The organism is Variovorax sp. 10L421 (assembly GCF_056395365.1).
The window spans coordinates 48,701-63,054 of the sequence record NZ_JBFTJJ010000032.1 but is presented as its reverse complement, the minus strand read 5'-3'; the positions used below and the strand labels follow the sequence as shown (position 1 = coordinate 63,054).

18 protein-coding genes are annotated in these 14,354 nt (G+C 68.0%); 5 read left to right on the top strand and 13 right to left on the bottom strand.

Annotated features, from left to right (window positions below):
• A partial coding sequence (locus tag AC1DFC_RS27135; protein ID WP_478180360.1) for a porin occupies positions 1-267 on the bottom strand: 267 nt, incomplete at its 3' end.
• A gap of 495 nt (positions 268-762) precedes the next feature.
• On the opposite strand from AC1DFC_RS27135, the gene AC1DFC_RS27130 reads away from it, so the two are divergent.
• The 4 genes from AC1DFC_RS27130 to AC1DFC_RS27115 are packed head-to-tail and all read left to right on the top strand — an operon-like array spanning position 763 to position 2,801.
• Positions 763-1,173: a hypothetical protein gene (locus tag AC1DFC_RS27130; RefSeq protein WP_042672750.1), complete on the top strand. Its 411-nt coding sequence runs from the start codon at positions 763-765 to the stop codon at positions 1,171-1,173.
• A gap of 18 nt (positions 1,174-1,191) precedes the next feature.
• Positions 1,192-1,950 carry a nuclease-related domain-containing protein gene (locus AC1DFC_RS27125; protein ID WP_478180359.1) on the top strand — a complete coding sequence of 253 codons (759 nt, stop codon included), beginning with the start codon at positions 1,192-1,194 and terminating at the stop codon, positions 1,948-1,950.
• A 4-nt stretch (positions 1,951-1,954) separates the two neighbouring features.
• Entirely contained in the window at positions 1,955-2,644 is a 690-nt protein-coding gene (locus AC1DFC_RS27120) for a response regulator (protein WP_007829024.1), read from the top strand.
• Between the two features lie 31 nt (positions 2,645-2,675).
• On the top strand, positions 2,676-2,801 hold the full coding sequence (locus AC1DFC_RS27115) for a hypothetical protein (protein ID WP_478180358.1): 126 nt from the start codon (positions 2,676-2,678) through the stop codon (positions 2,799-2,801).
• 104 nt (positions 2,802-2,905) lie between these two features.
• On the opposite strand, the gene AC1DFC_RS27110 is transcribed toward AC1DFC_RS27115, so the two are convergent.
• From AC1DFC_RS27110 to nac, 12 genes are all read right to left on the bottom strand, one after another.
• Positions 2,906-3,748, bottom strand: coding sequence for an ABC transporter substrate-binding protein (locus tag AC1DFC_RS27110; RefSeq protein ID WP_007829020.1), 843 nt, complete (start codon positions 3,746-3,748; stop codon positions 2,906-2,908).
• A 43-nt stretch (positions 3,749-3,791) separates the two neighbouring features.
• On the bottom strand, positions 3,792-4,526 hold the full coding sequence (locus tag AC1DFC_RS27105; protein ID WP_007829018.1) for an amino acid ABC transporter ATP-binding protein: 735 nt from the start codon (positions 4,524-4,526) through the stop codon (positions 3,792-3,794).
• 50 nt (positions 4,527-4,576) lie between these two features.
• Complete coding sequence (locus tag AC1DFC_RS27100) at positions 4,577-5,335, bottom strand: amino acid ABC transporter permease (protein ID WP_007829016.1); 759 nt, start codon at positions 5,333-5,335, stop codon at positions 4,577-4,579.
• A 12-nt stretch (positions 5,336-5,347) separates the two neighbouring features.
• Complete coding sequence (locus AC1DFC_RS27095; RefSeq protein ID WP_007829015.1) at positions 5,348-6,049, bottom strand: amino acid ABC transporter permease; 702 nt, start codon at positions 6,047-6,049, stop codon at positions 5,348-5,350.
• 38 nt (positions 6,050-6,087) lie between these two features.
• Positions 6,088-6,840, bottom strand: coding sequence for an SDR family oxidoreductase (locus tag AC1DFC_RS27090; protein WP_478180361.1), 753 nt, complete (start codon positions 6,838-6,840; stop codon positions 6,088-6,090).
• Between the two features lie 169 nt (positions 6,841-7,009).
• Complete coding sequence (locus AC1DFC_RS27085; protein WP_413313988.1) at positions 7,010-7,774, bottom strand: LamB/YcsF family protein; 765 nt, start codon at positions 7,772-7,774, stop codon at positions 7,010-7,012.
• Positions 7,775-7,795: 21 nt separating this feature from the next.
• On the bottom strand, positions 7,796-8,194 hold the full coding sequence (locus AC1DFC_RS27080) for an acetyl-CoA carboxylase biotin carboxyl carrier protein (RefSeq protein WP_478180357.1): 399 nt from the start codon (positions 8,192-8,194) through the stop codon (positions 7,796-7,798).
• A gap of 294 nt (positions 8,195-8,488) precedes the next feature.
• Positions 8,489-9,469, bottom strand: a complete 981-nt coding sequence (locus AC1DFC_RS27075; RefSeq protein ID WP_007829011.1) for a 5-oxoprolinase subunit C family protein — start codon at positions 9,467-9,469, stop codon at positions 8,489-8,491.
• On the bottom strand, positions 9,466-10,137 hold the full coding sequence (gene pxpB, locus AC1DFC_RS27070) for a 5-oxoprolinase subunit PxpB (RefSeq protein ID WP_007829010.1): 672 nt from the start codon (positions 10,135-10,137) through the stop codon (positions 9,466-9,468). The genes AC1DFC_RS27075 and pxpB overlap by 4 nt, the downstream gene beginning before the upstream one ends.
• On the bottom strand, positions 10,134-11,486 hold the full coding sequence (gene accC, locus AC1DFC_RS27065) for an acetyl-CoA carboxylase biotin carboxylase subunit (RefSeq protein ID WP_413333526.1): 1,353 nt from the start codon (positions 11,484-11,486) through the stop codon (positions 10,134-10,136). The genes pxpB and accC overlap by 4 nt, the downstream gene beginning before the upstream one ends.
• Before the next feature lie 13 nt (positions 11,487-11,499).
• Positions 11,500-11,928 (bottom strand): acetyl-CoA carboxylase biotin carboxyl carrier protein, encoded by a 429-nt coding sequence (locus AC1DFC_RS27060; protein WP_007829007.1) that lies wholly within the window; start codon positions 11,926-11,928, stop codon positions 11,500-11,502.
• Between the two features lie 113 nt (positions 11,929-12,041).
• Entirely contained in the window at positions 12,042-12,980 is a 939-nt protein-coding gene (nac, locus tag AC1DFC_RS27055) for a nitrogen assimilation transcriptional regulator NAC (RefSeq protein WP_042672744.1), read from the bottom strand.
• A gap of 136 nt (positions 12,981-13,116) precedes the next feature.
• On the opposite strand from nac, the gene AC1DFC_RS27050 reads away from it, so the two are divergent.
• Positions 13,117-14,343, top strand: a complete 1,227-nt coding sequence (locus AC1DFC_RS27050; protein ID WP_478180356.1) for an aspartate transaminase — start codon at positions 13,117-13,119, stop codon at positions 14,341-14,343.
• The last annotated feature ends 11 nt before the right edge of the window (positions 14,344-14,354 follow it).

Sequence of the window (14,354 nt, the reverse complement as noted above, 5' to 3'; positions counted from 1 at the left end):
GGTGATGGGCGCTTCGAGCCAGAAGCTCGCAGCCAGGCCGCCGCCGAGGTCTTCGGTGCCCCGAAAGCCGATGCGGCTGGAGTTGTAGCCGGAGTTGGCCAGGCTGGTCTTGCTGGACTTCACCGATGCGCCGGTGRCCGCGTCGCGCGAGGTCGCCGACTGGTAGGTCAGGCCCGCGTCGACGACGCCGAACAACGTGACGGACGATTGGGCAGAGGCCAGCCCGCAGACGGCCAGGGCAGCGTATGCCGTGAGGGTTTTCTTCATTCAGAGTTCTCCAGTTTCAGGTCTGATGCGGCCGTTCGGTATCGACCGGCTGTACGCATGGTTTCGTCCAAATCGGGAGGAATTTGGTGGATCGGTTCTCTGCCGCATCGAGTGTTGTGCGCGCACATCACACCGTGTGCGCGTCGCGCGGCAGGCCGATCCGGAGGCCCTTTAAATTTCTCCCAATTCGCCTGAAAAGATCCACGCATGACGAAGCTGGAGACTCACAGGTGAAGCGCCCACGAACCCTGATGGCTGCGACATGCGCTGCATTGGCTATCGCATGCGCCAGCACGAGCATTGCGATGGTTCATTCCACCTCTGTGCTCGCTGCGGGCATGTTCGTCGACCACAAGGCGCGTGCGCAAACACAAACGCAAGCGAGCGCGCGGCCTTGGCGGGCCGGCTTCGAGGACACCGCAATGAACCGGCTCATGGACGCATCGCAGGGCGCCACTGAATCCGGCGTGGCCGCACGCCTACATCGCGCTCAAGGTGAAGACGCTCGAGTTGCTCTATCTGGAGAACACACACGCCTACGCGCACGCGGTCGTGCAGGCACGCGAGCAGGTCGCCGGAGCGCTGCACCGCCTGCAGATGCAGAGCGACATCGCGAACACCGCGTACGCGCGCGTCATGAACGCAAGGGCCGGCTTCGAGGCGTCGAAGCGGCATCGCGACCGCGGAGACATCTCCGAAGTGCAGCTGATGGCGGACTTGCAGGGCATGTTGCTCGACCTGCACGTGCTGGCTGCGGCCAACGGCGAACTGGCGCTCGCTTGGGTCGTCCTCATGGGAAGCATCGGAAACGGCGCATCGATCGATGCGGTTGCGGGCGCGCGATCGGCGCAGGCCGTGCAATTGCCGCTTCTGCACAAAGTCTCCCGAAAGTTGCGCAATCCTTGAAGTTCGAAGGAGCCTTACATGACCACTGCCTTGCATAAAGTCCCCGCCCGCCCCGTGCTCACGCTGGCCGGCCACGGACACCCGAAGCCGGACACTTCCGCGCTTGCGCGGCGCGCATGCGCTCCGGACGGCGAGCAGGCGAGCAGCACGGCGACCACGCTGGGCATGCAGCAGCTCACCAGCGCATTCCAGCCCGCGTTCGGGCGGCTGCACGTGCTGCGAGACCTCGTCATCCCCATGTACGAAGGCAGCGCCGTGCCCACGGCCCGCTTCGACGTGGCGCTGGTGTGCGAGGCCGGGGTCTACCTGTTCGAGGTAAAGGGCTGGCGCAACGCGGTGGTGTACCGCAAGACCTCGGCCCAGGCGCTGCCGCGCTGGTTCCTGCGCCAGCATGGGCATTCGATGGCGCGCGAAGTGAAAGACCCGGCCTGGCAGTGCGGCCGCAAGACCACGCACCTGCGCAGCCTGATGCCGCCCGACCTGCGTGTGCAGTACTTCGTGCTGCTGCCGTTCGAGGGCGTCGAACTCGAAGGCGTGATGCCGTCCGTCGTCATCACGCCGCAGGACCTGCCCTACATCGCGCGCGTGGCGCGCAACAACGGGCGCACCGAGCAGGGCTACCCGCTGCTCGACGACGCGGCCATCGGCCGCACGCTGCGGCTGCTGACCGACCTGCAGGGCGACCTGACGGTCGACGACCACATGAAGAACTGCCGCAACAGGAGCACGCAGGCCCCGGTCAGGGCAGCGCATCCGGGCGTCCTGAAACTTCAGTGACGCGATGAGCCGCATCCTGCTGGTGGAGGAAAGGCGCGAGGCCGCGTCGGTGCTGCTGGACGAGCTGCATCGCGCCGGGCACGAGGTCGACCACATCGACGACGGCGCGGTCGCGCTGCATCGCGTCCTGACCTCGCCGCCGGCACTCACCCTGCTCGACGTCGAACTACCGCACGTCAGCGGCCTGCAGATCCTGGAGAAGGTCCGCGCGCGCAGCGACCACCCGATCATCATGCTGACGGCGCGCAGCGACGAAGCCGACCGGCTGCGCGGCTTCGAGCTGGGTGCGGACGACTACGTGTGCAAGCCCTTTTCCCCAAAGGAAGTCGTGGTGCGCATCCACGTGGTGCTGCGGCGCTATGCGCAGCGCCGCAGCGTCGTGCGCCCTTCGGTGCCGATCACCTTCGGGGCGGTGCGCGGCTGCGCGATTCTCGACGGGCACTACCTGCCGCTGACGCGCCGCGAGTCGCTGCTGCTGCGCGCGCTTTCGCAGGAGCCCGGGCGGGTGCTGACGCGGTCGAAGCTGCTGGAAGCTGCATTCCCGGAGGCGCTCGACGTCAACGAACGCGTGGTCGACACCCACATCAAGAACCTCAGGAAGAAGCTGGCCACCGTCTCCACCGCGCACGACTGGATCCGCTCGGTCTATGGCGTCGGCTTTGCATGGGAATCGCAGGCCAGGCATGACGCCTGACCCGGCGCCGGCTTCCAAGAAATCTTCTCTCATGAAACTACGCTGGCGCGGAGTTCCGCTGCCGCCGATGGTGTTGCTGTCGCTGCAGAACATACAGGACTACCAGCCGCTGAATCCGCAGACGCAGCAACCCAGCCGTTTCACAAACTACGACTGAGTGCTCTTGTGCACCTGTTCAGGACGCGTGCACAGGCCACCGGGTACTCCCCTCCGCGAATGTCCCCATCGGCGTGAGCGCTCCCTGAACCCTCACAGCTTAGATCAAGGCAGCAGTTCGAATTTCAGGTCAGCCAGCGGCGTGACCTTCTCTTCGCGCACCATCTTGTATTCGGTGTTCGGACCCAGCCACTTGGCCCAGATGCGATCGAGCTCGCCCGACTTCTCCAGCGCATAGAGGGCGCCGTTGACCTTGGCCAGCAGCGCGGGCTCGTCCTTCTTCATGCCGATGCCGATGGGCTGCAGCACCATCGGGTCCTTGATCATCTTCAGCGCCACGCCTTCGGTCTTCGACTGGTTGACCAGCTTGGTGATGGTCATGGTGTTAGCGACCATGCCGACCGACTTGTTCTGCTGTACCGCCATGAAGGCCGAGCCCGTGTCCTGGAACGTGACGGGCTCCGAGCCGTTCATCTTGATCGACAGCTCGGAGGTGGAGCCCTTGGTCGAGCTCAGGCGCTTGCCCTTGAAGTCGGCCTTGGTGGTGCCGGAGTCGGAGGCCTTCACGGCCAGCATTTCCTTGGCCACGTAGTACGGGTCGCTGAACTGGATCTGCTCGCCGCGGCTCTTGGTATAGGCCAGGTTGGCGATGGTCACGTCGACGCGGCCGAGCTTCACCTCGGGCACGCGCGCTTCCACCGACAGCGGCGTGACCTTGGCGGTGAGGCCGAGCTCCTTGGCCACGGCATGGCACAGGTCGACGTCGTGGCCCACCATCTCGCGCGTCTTCGGGTCGGGTGCGGCGAACGGGGGAACGTCGGCGAAAGTGCCGCACTTGAGTTCCTTGCGCTGGGCAATGTCGCTCCACTGGTCGGCATGCGCCAGCAGGGACGACGCGGCGAGGCAGGCGCCGATGGCGGCGAGGCGGAAGACGGTCTTGTTCGACATGGTGGACTCCTGGGAGATTGCGAAGGGAAACGCGGGTGGGGGCTCAGTGCGCGCGCAGGTCCGACAGGAAGCGCTGCGCGCGCGGATGCTGCGGACTGCCGAAGAAAGTGGCGGGGTCGGCCTTCTCGAGGATGCGCCCCGCGTCCATGAACCAGACGCGGTCGGCCACCTCGCGGGCGAAGTTCATTTCGTGCGTGACGCACATCATCGTCATGCCGTCGTGCGCCAGCCCGCGCATCACCGACAGCACCTCGCCGACCATCTCGGGGTCGAGCGCACTGGTGGGCTCGTCGAACAGCATGGCGGGCGGCTCCATCGCCAGCGCACGGGCAATCGCCACGCGCTGCTGCTGGCCCCCCGACAGCTGCGCCGGGTACGCGCCCGCCTTGTTCGACAGGCCGACGCGTTCGAGCAGCTGCCCGGCCTTGGCCTTCGCGTCGGCGCGCTTCACGCCGAGCACGCGCATCGGCGAGAGCATGATGTTCTCCAGCACCGACAGGTGCGGGAACAGGTTGAAGCTCTGAAACACGAAGCCGATGCGGCTGCGCAGCTTGTTCAGGGCCTTGCTGCTCATGGGCGCATGGATGTCGTGGCCGTCGAACAGCAGCTTCCCCGACTTCACTTCCTCCAGCCGGTTCACGGTGCGGATCAGCGTGGACTTGCCGGAGCCCGAGGGTCCGCAGACCACCACGACCTCGCCCTTCTTCACCTCGGCGTTGATGTCGGCCAGCGCCTGGTAGTCGCCGTACCACTTGTTGATGTCTGAGAACAGGATCATGGTGTCGTCCTTGGCGGGCACTGGTTGCCCTGCGGGGTGTGGAACGGGCGTCATGGCTGCGTCACCACCGGGGTCGGGAGCGGCGCGCCGTCTTCGGTGGACTTCACCGCCACGGCGCCGAGCCGCTTGTGCGCAATGCGCCGCTCCAGCCATTGCGCAAGCTGCGTGAGGCTGAAGCACACGACGTAGTAGGTCATCGCCAGGATGAAGAACACCTGGAACGGCTTGGTCAGCAGCTGGTTGTTGATCTGGTTGGCCGCGAAGGTGAGCTCCTGCACGTTGATCACGTAGCCCAGCGTGGTCTCCTTGATGGTGGAGATGAACTGGCTCAGCATGCTCGGCAGCATGTTGTAGAGCGCCTGCGGCAGGATCACGTACCACATGGTGCCCAGGTGGCTGTGGCCCAGTGCGCGCGCCGCCTCGCCCTGGCCCTTGGGCAGCGACTGGATGCCGGCGCGCACCACCTCCGAGAGGTAGGCGCCTTCGTAGATCACCAGCGTGCACAGCATGGTGGTGAAGCCCGACACGTCCCGCCCGATAAGGATCGGCACGAGAAAGTAGACCCACAGGATCACCATCAGCAGCGGCACGCCGCGCACGACGTACACCAGCACCGCAGCGGGCCAGTTCAGCAACCGCCAGGGCGACAGCCGCGCCAGCGCGAGCAGCACCGACAGCGGAAAGGCCAGCACGATGCCGAGCACCGACAGGATCAGCGTGGCGACGATGCCGCCGAGCGGGCCGGTGGGGTACTGCCCGACCAGCAACAGCAGCCAGTTGTCGCGAAGAATTTCGTAGACGCTGTACATCGGGGTCCTCGCTTACCTTGCGCCGGCGATGCGGTAGCGCCGAGCCAGCCATCCGCCCACGGCCATGATGATCAGCGAGCACAGCAGGTACAGCACCGTCGCGACGCTGTAGGCCTCGAAGGTGCGAAAGCTCTGGCTCTCGATCTCCTTCACCGCATGCGTCAGCTCGGCCACGCCGATGGCCATGGCCAGGCTGCTGTTCTTGAAGAGCGACACGCTGTGGTTGACCAGCGCCGGCACCGCGTTGCGGATGGCCTGCGGCAGCATCACGTGGCGCATCGAGCCGATGTAGCCATGGCCCAGCGCACGCGCCGCCTCGGCCTGCCCGGCGGGAATGGCGCGCAGGCCGGAGCGCATGTCTTCGCTGAAATACGCGGCCTGGCACAGCCCGAGCGCGACGATCGACAGCAGCCGCTCGGCGTTGTGCACCGACAGCCAGCCCTGCAGCGCATCGGGCAGCAGGCTGAAGATGCCGAAGTACCAGAACATGAGCTGCACCAGCGTGGGCACGTTGCGGTGGTAGGAGACGTAGCCGGCCACCACGCGCTCCGCGATGCGGTTCGGCGTGAGCCGCACCACCAGCAGCACGATGGCCATGGTCATGGCGAGCAGCCAAGAGCCCGCGGCGATCTTCAGCGTCTCCTGCAGGCCGTGCAGCAGCATGGCGCCGAACTCCGGTTTCAGCAGGATCGCCAGCAGGTCGAAGTCCTTCATGGGCTGTTCCTTTGCGTGGCTGCCGGGGCTGCTGCCGCTCAGGCCTGCGGCGCTTCCGGCCGGGTGGTCGACAGGCCGCCGGGTACCTGCAGCGTGGGCGTGATTTCCATGTGGCCCACGTTCACCGCGATGGGCGCCGCAATGGCGAAGGCGATGGCGTTGGCGATGTCCTCGGCCTGCGGCAGCTCGAAGCCCTTGACGAAGCGCTTGTAGGTGTCCTCGGAGTCGCCGTGCACGTGCGCGAAGATGTCGGTGGCGACGCGCCCCGGGCAGATCTCGGTGACGCGCACGCGCTTGCCGAAGCAGTCGATGCGCAGCTGGCGCGACAGCATGCTCACCGCCGCCTTGGTCGCGTGGTAGGTGCTGTTGCCGCCGAAGTTGTAGGCCGCGGCGATGGAGCTGATGTTGACCACGTGGCCGCGGTCGCGCGCGGCCATGCCGGGCACCACGAGCCGGCACAGGTGCAATACGGCGCGCAGGTTGACGTCTACCAGCAGGTCGATGCCTTCGGCGTCGGCCTTGAGGATGGAACCCGGGCGGTCCACGCCGGCGTTGTTGACCAGCACGTCGAACTCGATCTCCTGCGCGAGACGCGTGACGCCCGCGAGATCGCTCACATCGATGGCGTGCGGCACGCAGCCGGTGCGCGCGGCCAGGTCGGCCAGCTTGTCGGCGCTGCGCGCGAGCGCATGCACCTGCAGGCCTTCCTTGCTGAGGCGCTCGACGACGGCGGCGCCGATGCCCGACGAGGCTCCCGTCACCAGCGCGGTCTTGTAGTCGGAAAACGGCATGTTGTGTTCTTTCATTGAGACGGCAGACGTCTGCCTGGAATTCACTGTAGCCAGCGCCCGTGCGCGGCGCCAAGACGGAATGGCTGTGGAGAGATAAGCCGCCCTTATGTCGCCCGGCATCCGTGCATATGACTAAGGGTAAGCACCATGTTCGTGCCCTTGCGCCTCGTCAGATCGATTGCCTGGAGATCGGCACCACGCGCCCCGCCTGCTCGACCACGCCGCGCACGGCGCGCGCCAGCTCCACCGCGCCGGGGGTATCGCCGTGCAGCAGGATCGAATGCACGCGCATCGGGATCTTCTTGCCGGTGACGCTGGTGACGATGCCTTCTTCGAGCAGCTGGCGCACGCGCGCCAGCACCGCGTCGCGGTCGTGGATCACGGCGCCGGGCAGCTTGCGCGGCACCAGCAGGCCGTCGTCGCCACAGGCGCGGTCGGCCAGGAAGGTGGTGCGCACGCGCAGGCCGCAGCGTTCGGCGGCCCCTTCGATGGCACGGCTGGCCGAGGTGCTGACGGTGAGCGTGGGGTCGAAGTCGGCCACGGCGCGCACCAGCGGATCGGCCAGCGCGGCGTCGGCGGCGGCCATGTTGCCGAGCGCGCCGTGGAAGCTCATGTGCGTCATGCGGTGGCCGGCGGTGCGCGCCATGCCATCGAGTGCGCTGAGCTGGTAGAGCACGCAGGCCACCAGTTCCTTCGTCTCGATCTGCATCTGCCGGCGGCCGAAACCCATCAGGTCGGGAAAGCCCACGTGCGCGCCCACATCGACGCCACGCTGGAGCGCCATGCGAACGGTGCGGTCCATGATGACCGGGTCGCCCGCGTGGAAGCCGCAGGCCACGTTGGCGGAGGAGACGATGTCCAGCAGGGCTTCGTCCTCGCCCATGCGCCAGGGGCCGAAGCCTTCGCCAAGGTCGGCGTTCAGGTCGATGTCCATGGGAGTGTCCTTCACGTCTTTTCAGAGGGGGTGCAGGTCGACCAGCGGCGTGCCGTAGCCGACCGTGGCGCCATCGTCCACAGGGATGTTTTCGACGATGCCGGGCTGCGGTGCGGTCACGGAGAGCAGCAATGGGCCGATCTTCAGCAGGCCGAGGGTTTGGCCGACCTCCACGCGCTGGCCGATGCGCACCAGCGGTGCGGCGGCCAGCGGGTGGCTGTGCAGGAACACACCGAGCGAGGGGGCATGGATCGGCAGGAGGTCCGGCTCCTCTGCTTCTTCCACCGGCAGTTCAACGATGCTGTCGCCCAGCCGGCCGAGGCGCAGCGTGCCCTCGGGCGTACGCAGTTCGAGCAGGCCGATGTCGGTGCCGGACAGCCAAACGGCCAGTTGCGGGATGCGGAGTGCGGTGTCCTGCATGTCAGTTCCTTCGGGGGTGCGTGCACAGGCCACCGGGTACTCCCCTCCGCGAATGTCCCCCGCCTTCGGCTCCTCCTTTATTTCGCTGCGGGGAGCACCCGGTGCCCTGTGCACGATGGGCGCTCTGCTTGTGCTGGCCGTTCAACCGCTCTGCCGAACGCTCACGCCGGCGGGGTGCCTTGCGCAGCGAAATAAAGGAGGAGCCCGAAGGGCGGGGGACATTCGCGGAGCAAGGTACCCCGGCGGCGTGAGCGCGCCCCGAACAAGCAGCACGACGAACAGAAAGACAGCTTTTCATCGAGGCGCCCCCCGATGCAGTTCCACCACGCGCGCCACCTTGTCGAGCCACGCGCGCACTTCGTCGAGCGCGTCCAGCGCCTCGTCCCACGTGGTTTCGATGAAGCGCATGCGGCTGCCGATGGGCGCCTGGCCGAGGCGCCACATGTCGGCCTCGATCACGGTGCCGAACTTGGGGTAGCCGCCTGACGGTTGGGCGTCGCGCATCTGGATGATCGGCTGGCCGCTGTGAGGCACCTGGATGACGCCGGGGACGATGCCGTGCGAGCGCAGTTCCATCGGCGCGATGGGGCGCAGCGGCTCGCCTTCGAGGCGGTAGCCGTAGCGGTCGCTCTGCGGGGTGATTTTCCATTCGCCGGCCCAGAAGGCCTCGCGCGAGGCCGGCTCGAAAGCCATGTACTCGGCGGCGGGCAGCACGCGCACGGCCGCGACGCCGTCGCGCTCCAGCGGCAGCGCGATCGCTGGCGGCACCAGGCCGAAGCCGGTACGGAAAGTGCTGCCCGTGGCCGCTGCGCGAAGCACATCGCCTCGGCGCAGCGCGCGTCCCTCGTGCCCGCCGAAGGCACCGCGCAGTTGCGTGCTGCGCGAGCCCAGTACCTCGGGCACGTCGATGCCTCCAGCCACGCACAGCACGGCGCGGCTGCCGCGCTGCGCGCCGCCTTGCGGCAGGCCCAGCGTGAGCACCTGGCCGGCGCGCGCCTGGTGCACCCACCAGGGCAGCAGCGGTTGGTCGTCGAGGCGGGCGGCGCAGTCAGCGCCCGTGAGTGCGAACGCGCAATCCTCGGCGAAACGGACCTTGAACGGGAACACCGGCACCTCGATCGCGGCGGCACCCAGTTCGTTGCCCAGCAGCAGGTTGCCCGCGGCCAGCGCGAGGTTGTCCATGGCGCCGGAGGTGCCGACGCCCCAGCGCAGGCTGCCGGTGCGCCCCAGGTCCTGCACGGTGGCGAGCGCGGCCGAGGAAAGGATTTCGATCATCGGACGATGCCCTCCACGCGGAAGCGGATCATGTCGCCCGGCTGCAGCATGGCGGGCGGGTCCTGCGCCGGATCGAAGAACACCATCGAGGTGCTGCCGATGGTGTTCCAGCCGCTGGGGCCGGCCGAGGCCGACACGCCGGTCTGCGCGCCGCCGATCGACACCGCACCGCCCGGGATGCTCAGCACGGGCACCTTGCGCCGCGGCGTCGCGATGCGCGGGTCCATGCCGCCCAGGTAGCAGTAGCCGGGATGGCTGCCGAGTGCATACACCGGATAGAGCGGCGCGCTGTGCAGCTCGACGACGGCATCGATGCCCAGGCCCGTGTGCGCCATCACGTCGGCCATGTGCGGGCCGCCTTCGCCGCCGTAGACCACCGGGAGCTCGACCACGCGGCCTTCGCGCGGCAAGGCAGTAGCGGAGTCCCAGGCGTCGCACAAACGCGTGCGCAGCGCATCGAGGTGGCGCGGCGCACGCGTGAAGGTGAGCATCAGGTTGTTCATGCCCGGCACGGCCTCCCGCACTTCGGGCCAGGTCTCGGCCTCGCGGGCCAGCGCCCAGATGCGCTGTTGCGAAGGCAGGCTCATGTCGCCGGGCGCTTCGAACAGCAGCGCGGTGGTGCCCAGCAGGCTGGTGGACGGCGAGGTCGAAGATGTCTGTGCGCTCACGCCGCGCTCCTTTGCTGCAGCCAGCGTTCGAGGTGGTGGATGTCGACGCCGCCCGCGGCAAAGCCCTCGTCGCGCAGCAGCGCGCGGTGCAGCGGCACGTTGGTGGCAATGCCTTCGATGCGCGTCTCGGCCAGCGCAAGGCGCATGCGGTCGAGCGCATCGGCGCGGGTGTCGCCGTGCACGATGAGCTTGGCGATCATCGAGTCGTAGTACGGCGGCACGCGGTAGCCGGCGCCCGCGTGCGAATCGACGCGCACGCCGAAGCCACCGGGCACCTGCCAGCCGGTGATGCGGCCGGGCGCGGGCGCGAAGGTGTCGGGGTTCTCGGCATTGATGCGGCACTCGATGGCGTGGCCCTGGCAGCGCACGTCGGCCTGCGCGAGCAAGAGGCGCTCGCCGCGCGCCATGCGCAGCTGCTGCTGCACGATGTCGATGCCGGTGGTCATCTCGGTCACCGGATGCTCGACCTGCAGGCGGGTGTTCATCTCGATGAAATAGAAGGCGCCCTTCTCGTAGAGAAACTCGAAGGTGCCCACGCCGCAGTAGCCGATCTGGCGGCACGCGGCCGCGCAGCGCTCGCCCACTTCGGCCATCAGCGCGTCGTCGATGCCGGGCGCGGGCGCCTCTTCGATCACCTTCTGGTGGCGGCGCTGCAGCGAGCAGTCCCGGCTGCCCAACCAAACGGCGTTGCCATGGCTGTCGGCCAGCACCTGGATCTCGACGTGGCGCGGGTGCAGCAAAAACTTCTCGATGTAGACCTCGGGGTTGCCGAAGGCCTGGCGCGCTTCCTCGCGCGTAAGGGCCATGGCGTCGAGCAGCGCGGCCTCCTCGTGCACCACGCGCATGCCGCGCCCGCCGCCGCCGCCCGCGGCCTTCACGATCACCGGGTAGCCAATGCCGCGCGCCAGGGCGAGCACGGCGGCCGGGTCCTCGGGCAGCCCTTCGTCGGGACCGGGCACGCAGGGCACGCCGGCCTTGCGCATCGCACGCTTGGCCGAGACCTTGTCGCCCATCGTGCGGATGCAGGCGGCACTGGGCCCGACGAACACGAGGCCCGCTTCCTCGACGCGTGCGGCGAAGCCCGCGTTCTCCGAAAGAAAGCCGTAGCCGGGATGGATCGCCTGCGCGCCGCTCAACTCGGCGGCGAACAGGATGGCAGACTGGTTCAGATAGCTCAGGCCCGGCGCTGCCGGCCCGATGCACAGCGCCTGGTCGGCCTGCGCGACGTACATCGCGTCGCGGTCGGCCTCGGAGTGCACGGCCACGGTGCGCAGGCCGAGCCCGCGGCAGGCGCGCTGGATGCGCAGGGCGATCTCGCCGCGGTTGGCAATGAGCACGGTATCGAACATCGCGCGTGCCTCCTCATGCGAAGCGGAACAGGGGCTGCCCCGCTTCCACTTCCTGGCCCGATTGCACGAGCACCTGGCGCACGGTGCCCTCGCACTCGGCGCGGACCTCGTTGAACATCTTCATCGCCTCGATCACGCACAGCAGCTGGCCGGCTTCCACAGCCTGCCCAGGCTGCACGAAAGGCGGCTCGCCGGGCGCGGGCTGCAGGTGCACCACGCCGTGCAATGGGGCGAGGCATTCGGCAGCGTCGAGCGGCACTGCTTCTTCGGGGGAGTGCCTTGGCGCCCTGCGCGCGGCAGGCTGCCTCGGCGCAGCGGACGCGCCCGCCAGAGCCGACAGCTTCACCAGCCGCAGCGTGCTGCCGTTCTCGCTGAACTCCAGTTCCGCCAGGTCCGATGCGGCCAAAGCGTCGATGAGCGTCTTGATCTGTTCCTGCTTCATGCCGGGGCTGTGGTGGCCGACGCGTTCCGCGAACGCGTGACGGCATGCATGAAAGGTAACGGGCCATGGACACAAAGCCCAAGACGGAATGGCTGTGCCGGGATAAGGCCGGCTTATGACAGCGCGGCAAGCTCGGGTTCGGGCGTCGACGCAACCTTGCCGGCCAGGTCGACCACGAGTTCGAGCAGGATGTCCTTCACGGCCTGCGCGGGTTCGGACAGCGGCAGGTGGTCGGACTGGCACAGCGCCAGCGGCGCCTCGATGACCGGGTCGACGATGGGGAATTGCCAGGCTCCGCAGCTCGCGACCACCTCGCGCGCCATCGACGCGGGCAGGATGGTGGCGCCCAACCCGTCGGCAATGGCGGCCGTGAGCGTGAAGGCCGATTCGATCTCCGCCACCACGCGCGGCACCATGCCGGCGCGCACGAAGGCCGCGTCGACCAGCTTGCGCACCACGTTGTACGGGCGCGGCAGAAAGAGCTCGATGTCGCGCAGGTCGGCCAGCTTCACCGGCTGCGCGGGCACCGGCATCGCGGCCGGCCCGACCAGAAACAGCGGCTCCTTGAGCAGCGGCACGAAGGTGAGGCCGTGGATGGCCTTGTCGCCATAGAGCACGGCCAGGTCCATGCGGCCGTTCATGATGAGTTCGCTCAGCGTGGTGCCGTAGTTCTCGTTCAGGTACAGCAGGATGCCGGGGTGGCGCGCGCGCACGGTGCGCAGCAGCGGCAGCGACAGCGCCGATGCGGCTGTGCCGGGCGCCAGGCCCACCGACACCTGGCCCGAGAGCCCCTCGCCGGCCGCCTCCATGTCGACGCGGGCCTGCTCGCACTGGCGCAGGATGATCTGCGCATGGCGGTACAGCACCTTGCCGGCCTCGGTAGGCGTCACGCCGCGCTTGGTGCGCACCAGCAGTTGCTGGCGCACCTCGCCTTCGAGCGTGGCCAGCTGCTGGCTCAGCGCGGGCTGGGCAATGAAAAGGACTTCGGCGGCCTGCGTGAGGCTGCCGATGTCCACGATCTTCACGAAATATTTGAGGCGTCGCAGGTTCACGCCTTGTCCCCAAGCAAAAGCCAAGCCTAGCACCGCCCCTGCGCGGCCGGTAGGGGGACTCACCATAAGCTGCGCCTATACGACCAGTGAAAAGTCGTCTTGGCCTCGCCCGATCGATGTGCGTACCGTTCGGTCCATGCAAGCCACCACCTCCCACGCTGCCTCCCGCATTGCCGCCCGCGTGCGGCGCATCAAGCCCTCGCCCAGCACCTCGGCCGCCGACCGCGCCAACGAACTGCGCAGGCAGGGCAAGTCGATCGTGAACCTCGTGGTGGGCGAGCCCGACTTCGACACGCCACCCCACATCCGCCAGGCCGCGGCCGCCGCCATCGAGCGCGGCGCCACGCGCTACACGCTGATGGCGGGCACGGTGGAGCTGCGCGAAGCCATCGCCGCCAAGCTCGAGCGCGAGAACGGCCTGCGCTACGCGATGAACGAGATCATCGCGACCAGCGGTGCGAAGAGCGCGATCTACAACGCCTTCGCCATCACGCTGGAGCCGGGCGACGAGGTGATCATTCCCGCGCCCTACTGGGTGTCGTACCCCGACATGGTGTTGGCCTGCGAGGGCACGCCCGTCACCGTGGCCTGCCCCGAGGCGAACGGCTTCAAGCTGACGCCCGCGCAGCTGGAGGCGGCCATCACGCCGCGCACGCGCTGGCTGCTGATCAACTCGCCGAGCAACCCGACCGGCGCCAGCTACACGGCGGCCGAATACGGCGCACTGGCCGAGGTGCTGCAACGCCATCCACACGTGATGGTGATGACCGACGAGATCTACGAGCACATCCGCTTCGACGGCGAAACGACGCCCCACATCCTCGTGGAGGCGCCCGCGCTGCGCGACCGCACGCTGATCGTGAACGGCGTCTCCAAGACCTACGCGATGACGGGCTGGCGCATCGGCTATGCGGCCGGGCCGGTGGACCTGATCAAGGCGCTGGACACGCTGCTGTCGCAATCCACCGGCAACTGCTGCTCGGTGAGCCAGGCGGCCGCGGCGGCCGCGCTGAACGGCGACCAGAGCTTCGTGGCCGAGAGCGTGGCCGTGTACAGGCAGCGGCGCGACCGCACGCTGGCGCTCATCAACGCCATTCCCGGCCTGGGCTGCGCCACGCCGCCCGGCGCCTTCTACCTCTACATCAACTGCGGCGGCCTGATCGGCAAGACCACGCCCGAGGGCAAGCGCCTGGCAGAAGACGGCGACGTGGTGATGTACCTGCTCGAAAGCGAGGGCGTGGCCGTGGTCGCGGGCACCGCATACGGCCTGTCGCCGTACTTCCGCCTGTCCATCGCCACGTCGATCGAGACGCTCGAAGAAGGCTGCAAGCGCATCGCGCGCGCCGTGGCTGCACTGCACTGAATTCACAAGGA

Bases quoted from the DNA above. Each gene is read 5' to 3' on its own strand.
- AC1DFC_RS27105 (WP_007829018.1), bottom strand. From the start codon at position 4,526: ATGATCCTGTTCTCAGACATCAACAAGTGGTACGGCGACTACCAGGCG.
- AC1DFC_RS27080 (WP_478180357.1), bottom strand. From the start codon at position 8,194: ATGCAGGACACCGCACTCCGCATCCCGCAACTGGCCGTTTGGCTGTCC.
- AC1DFC_RS27125 (WP_478180359.1), top strand. From the start codon at position 1,192: ATGACCACTGCCTTGCATAAAGTCCCCGCCCGCCCCGTGCTCACGCTG.
- AC1DFC_RS27120 (WP_007829024.1), top strand. From the start codon at position 1,955: ATGAGCCGCATCCTGCTGGTGGAGGAAAGGCGCGAGGCCGCGTCGGTG.
- accC (WP_413333526.1), bottom strand. From the start codon at position 11,486: ATGTTCGATACCGTGCTCATTGCCAACCGCGGCGAGATCGCCCTGCGC.
- AC1DFC_RS27075 (WP_007829011.1), bottom strand. From the start codon at position 9,469: ATGATCGAAATCCTTTCCTCGGCCGCGCTCGCCACCGTGCAGGACCTG.
- AC1DFC_RS27095 (WP_007829015.1), bottom strand. From the start codon at position 6,049: ATGAAGGACTTCGACCTGCTGGCGATCCTGCTGAAACCGGAGTTCGGC.
- AC1DFC_RS27100 (WP_007829016.1), bottom strand. From the start codon at position 5,335: ATGTACAGCGTCTACGAAATTCTTCGCGACAACTGGCTGCTGTTGCTG.
- AC1DFC_RS27060 (WP_007829007.1), bottom strand. From the start codon at position 11,928: ATGAAGCAGGAACAGATCAAGACGCTCATCGACGCTTTGGCCGCATCG.
- AC1DFC_RS27110 (WP_007829020.1), bottom strand. From the start codon at position 3,748: ATGTCGAACAAGACCGTCTTCCGCCTCGCCGCCATCGGCGCCTGCCTC.
- AC1DFC_RS27085 (WP_413313988.1), bottom strand. From the start codon at position 7,774: ATGGACATCGACCTGAACGCCGACCTTGGCGAAGGCTTCGGCCCCTGG.
- AC1DFC_RS27090 (WP_478180361.1), bottom strand. From the start codon at position 6,840: ATGCCGTTTTCCGACTACAAGACCGCGCTGGTGACGGGAGCCTCGTCG.
- AC1DFC_RS27115 (WP_478180358.1), top strand. From the start codon at position 2,676: ATGAAACTACGCTGGCGCGGAGTTCCGCTGCCGCCGATGGTGTTGCTG.
- AC1DFC_RS27050 (WP_478180356.1), top strand. From the start codon at position 13,117: ATGCAAGCCACCACCTCCCACGCTGCCTCCCGCATTGCCGCCCGCGTG.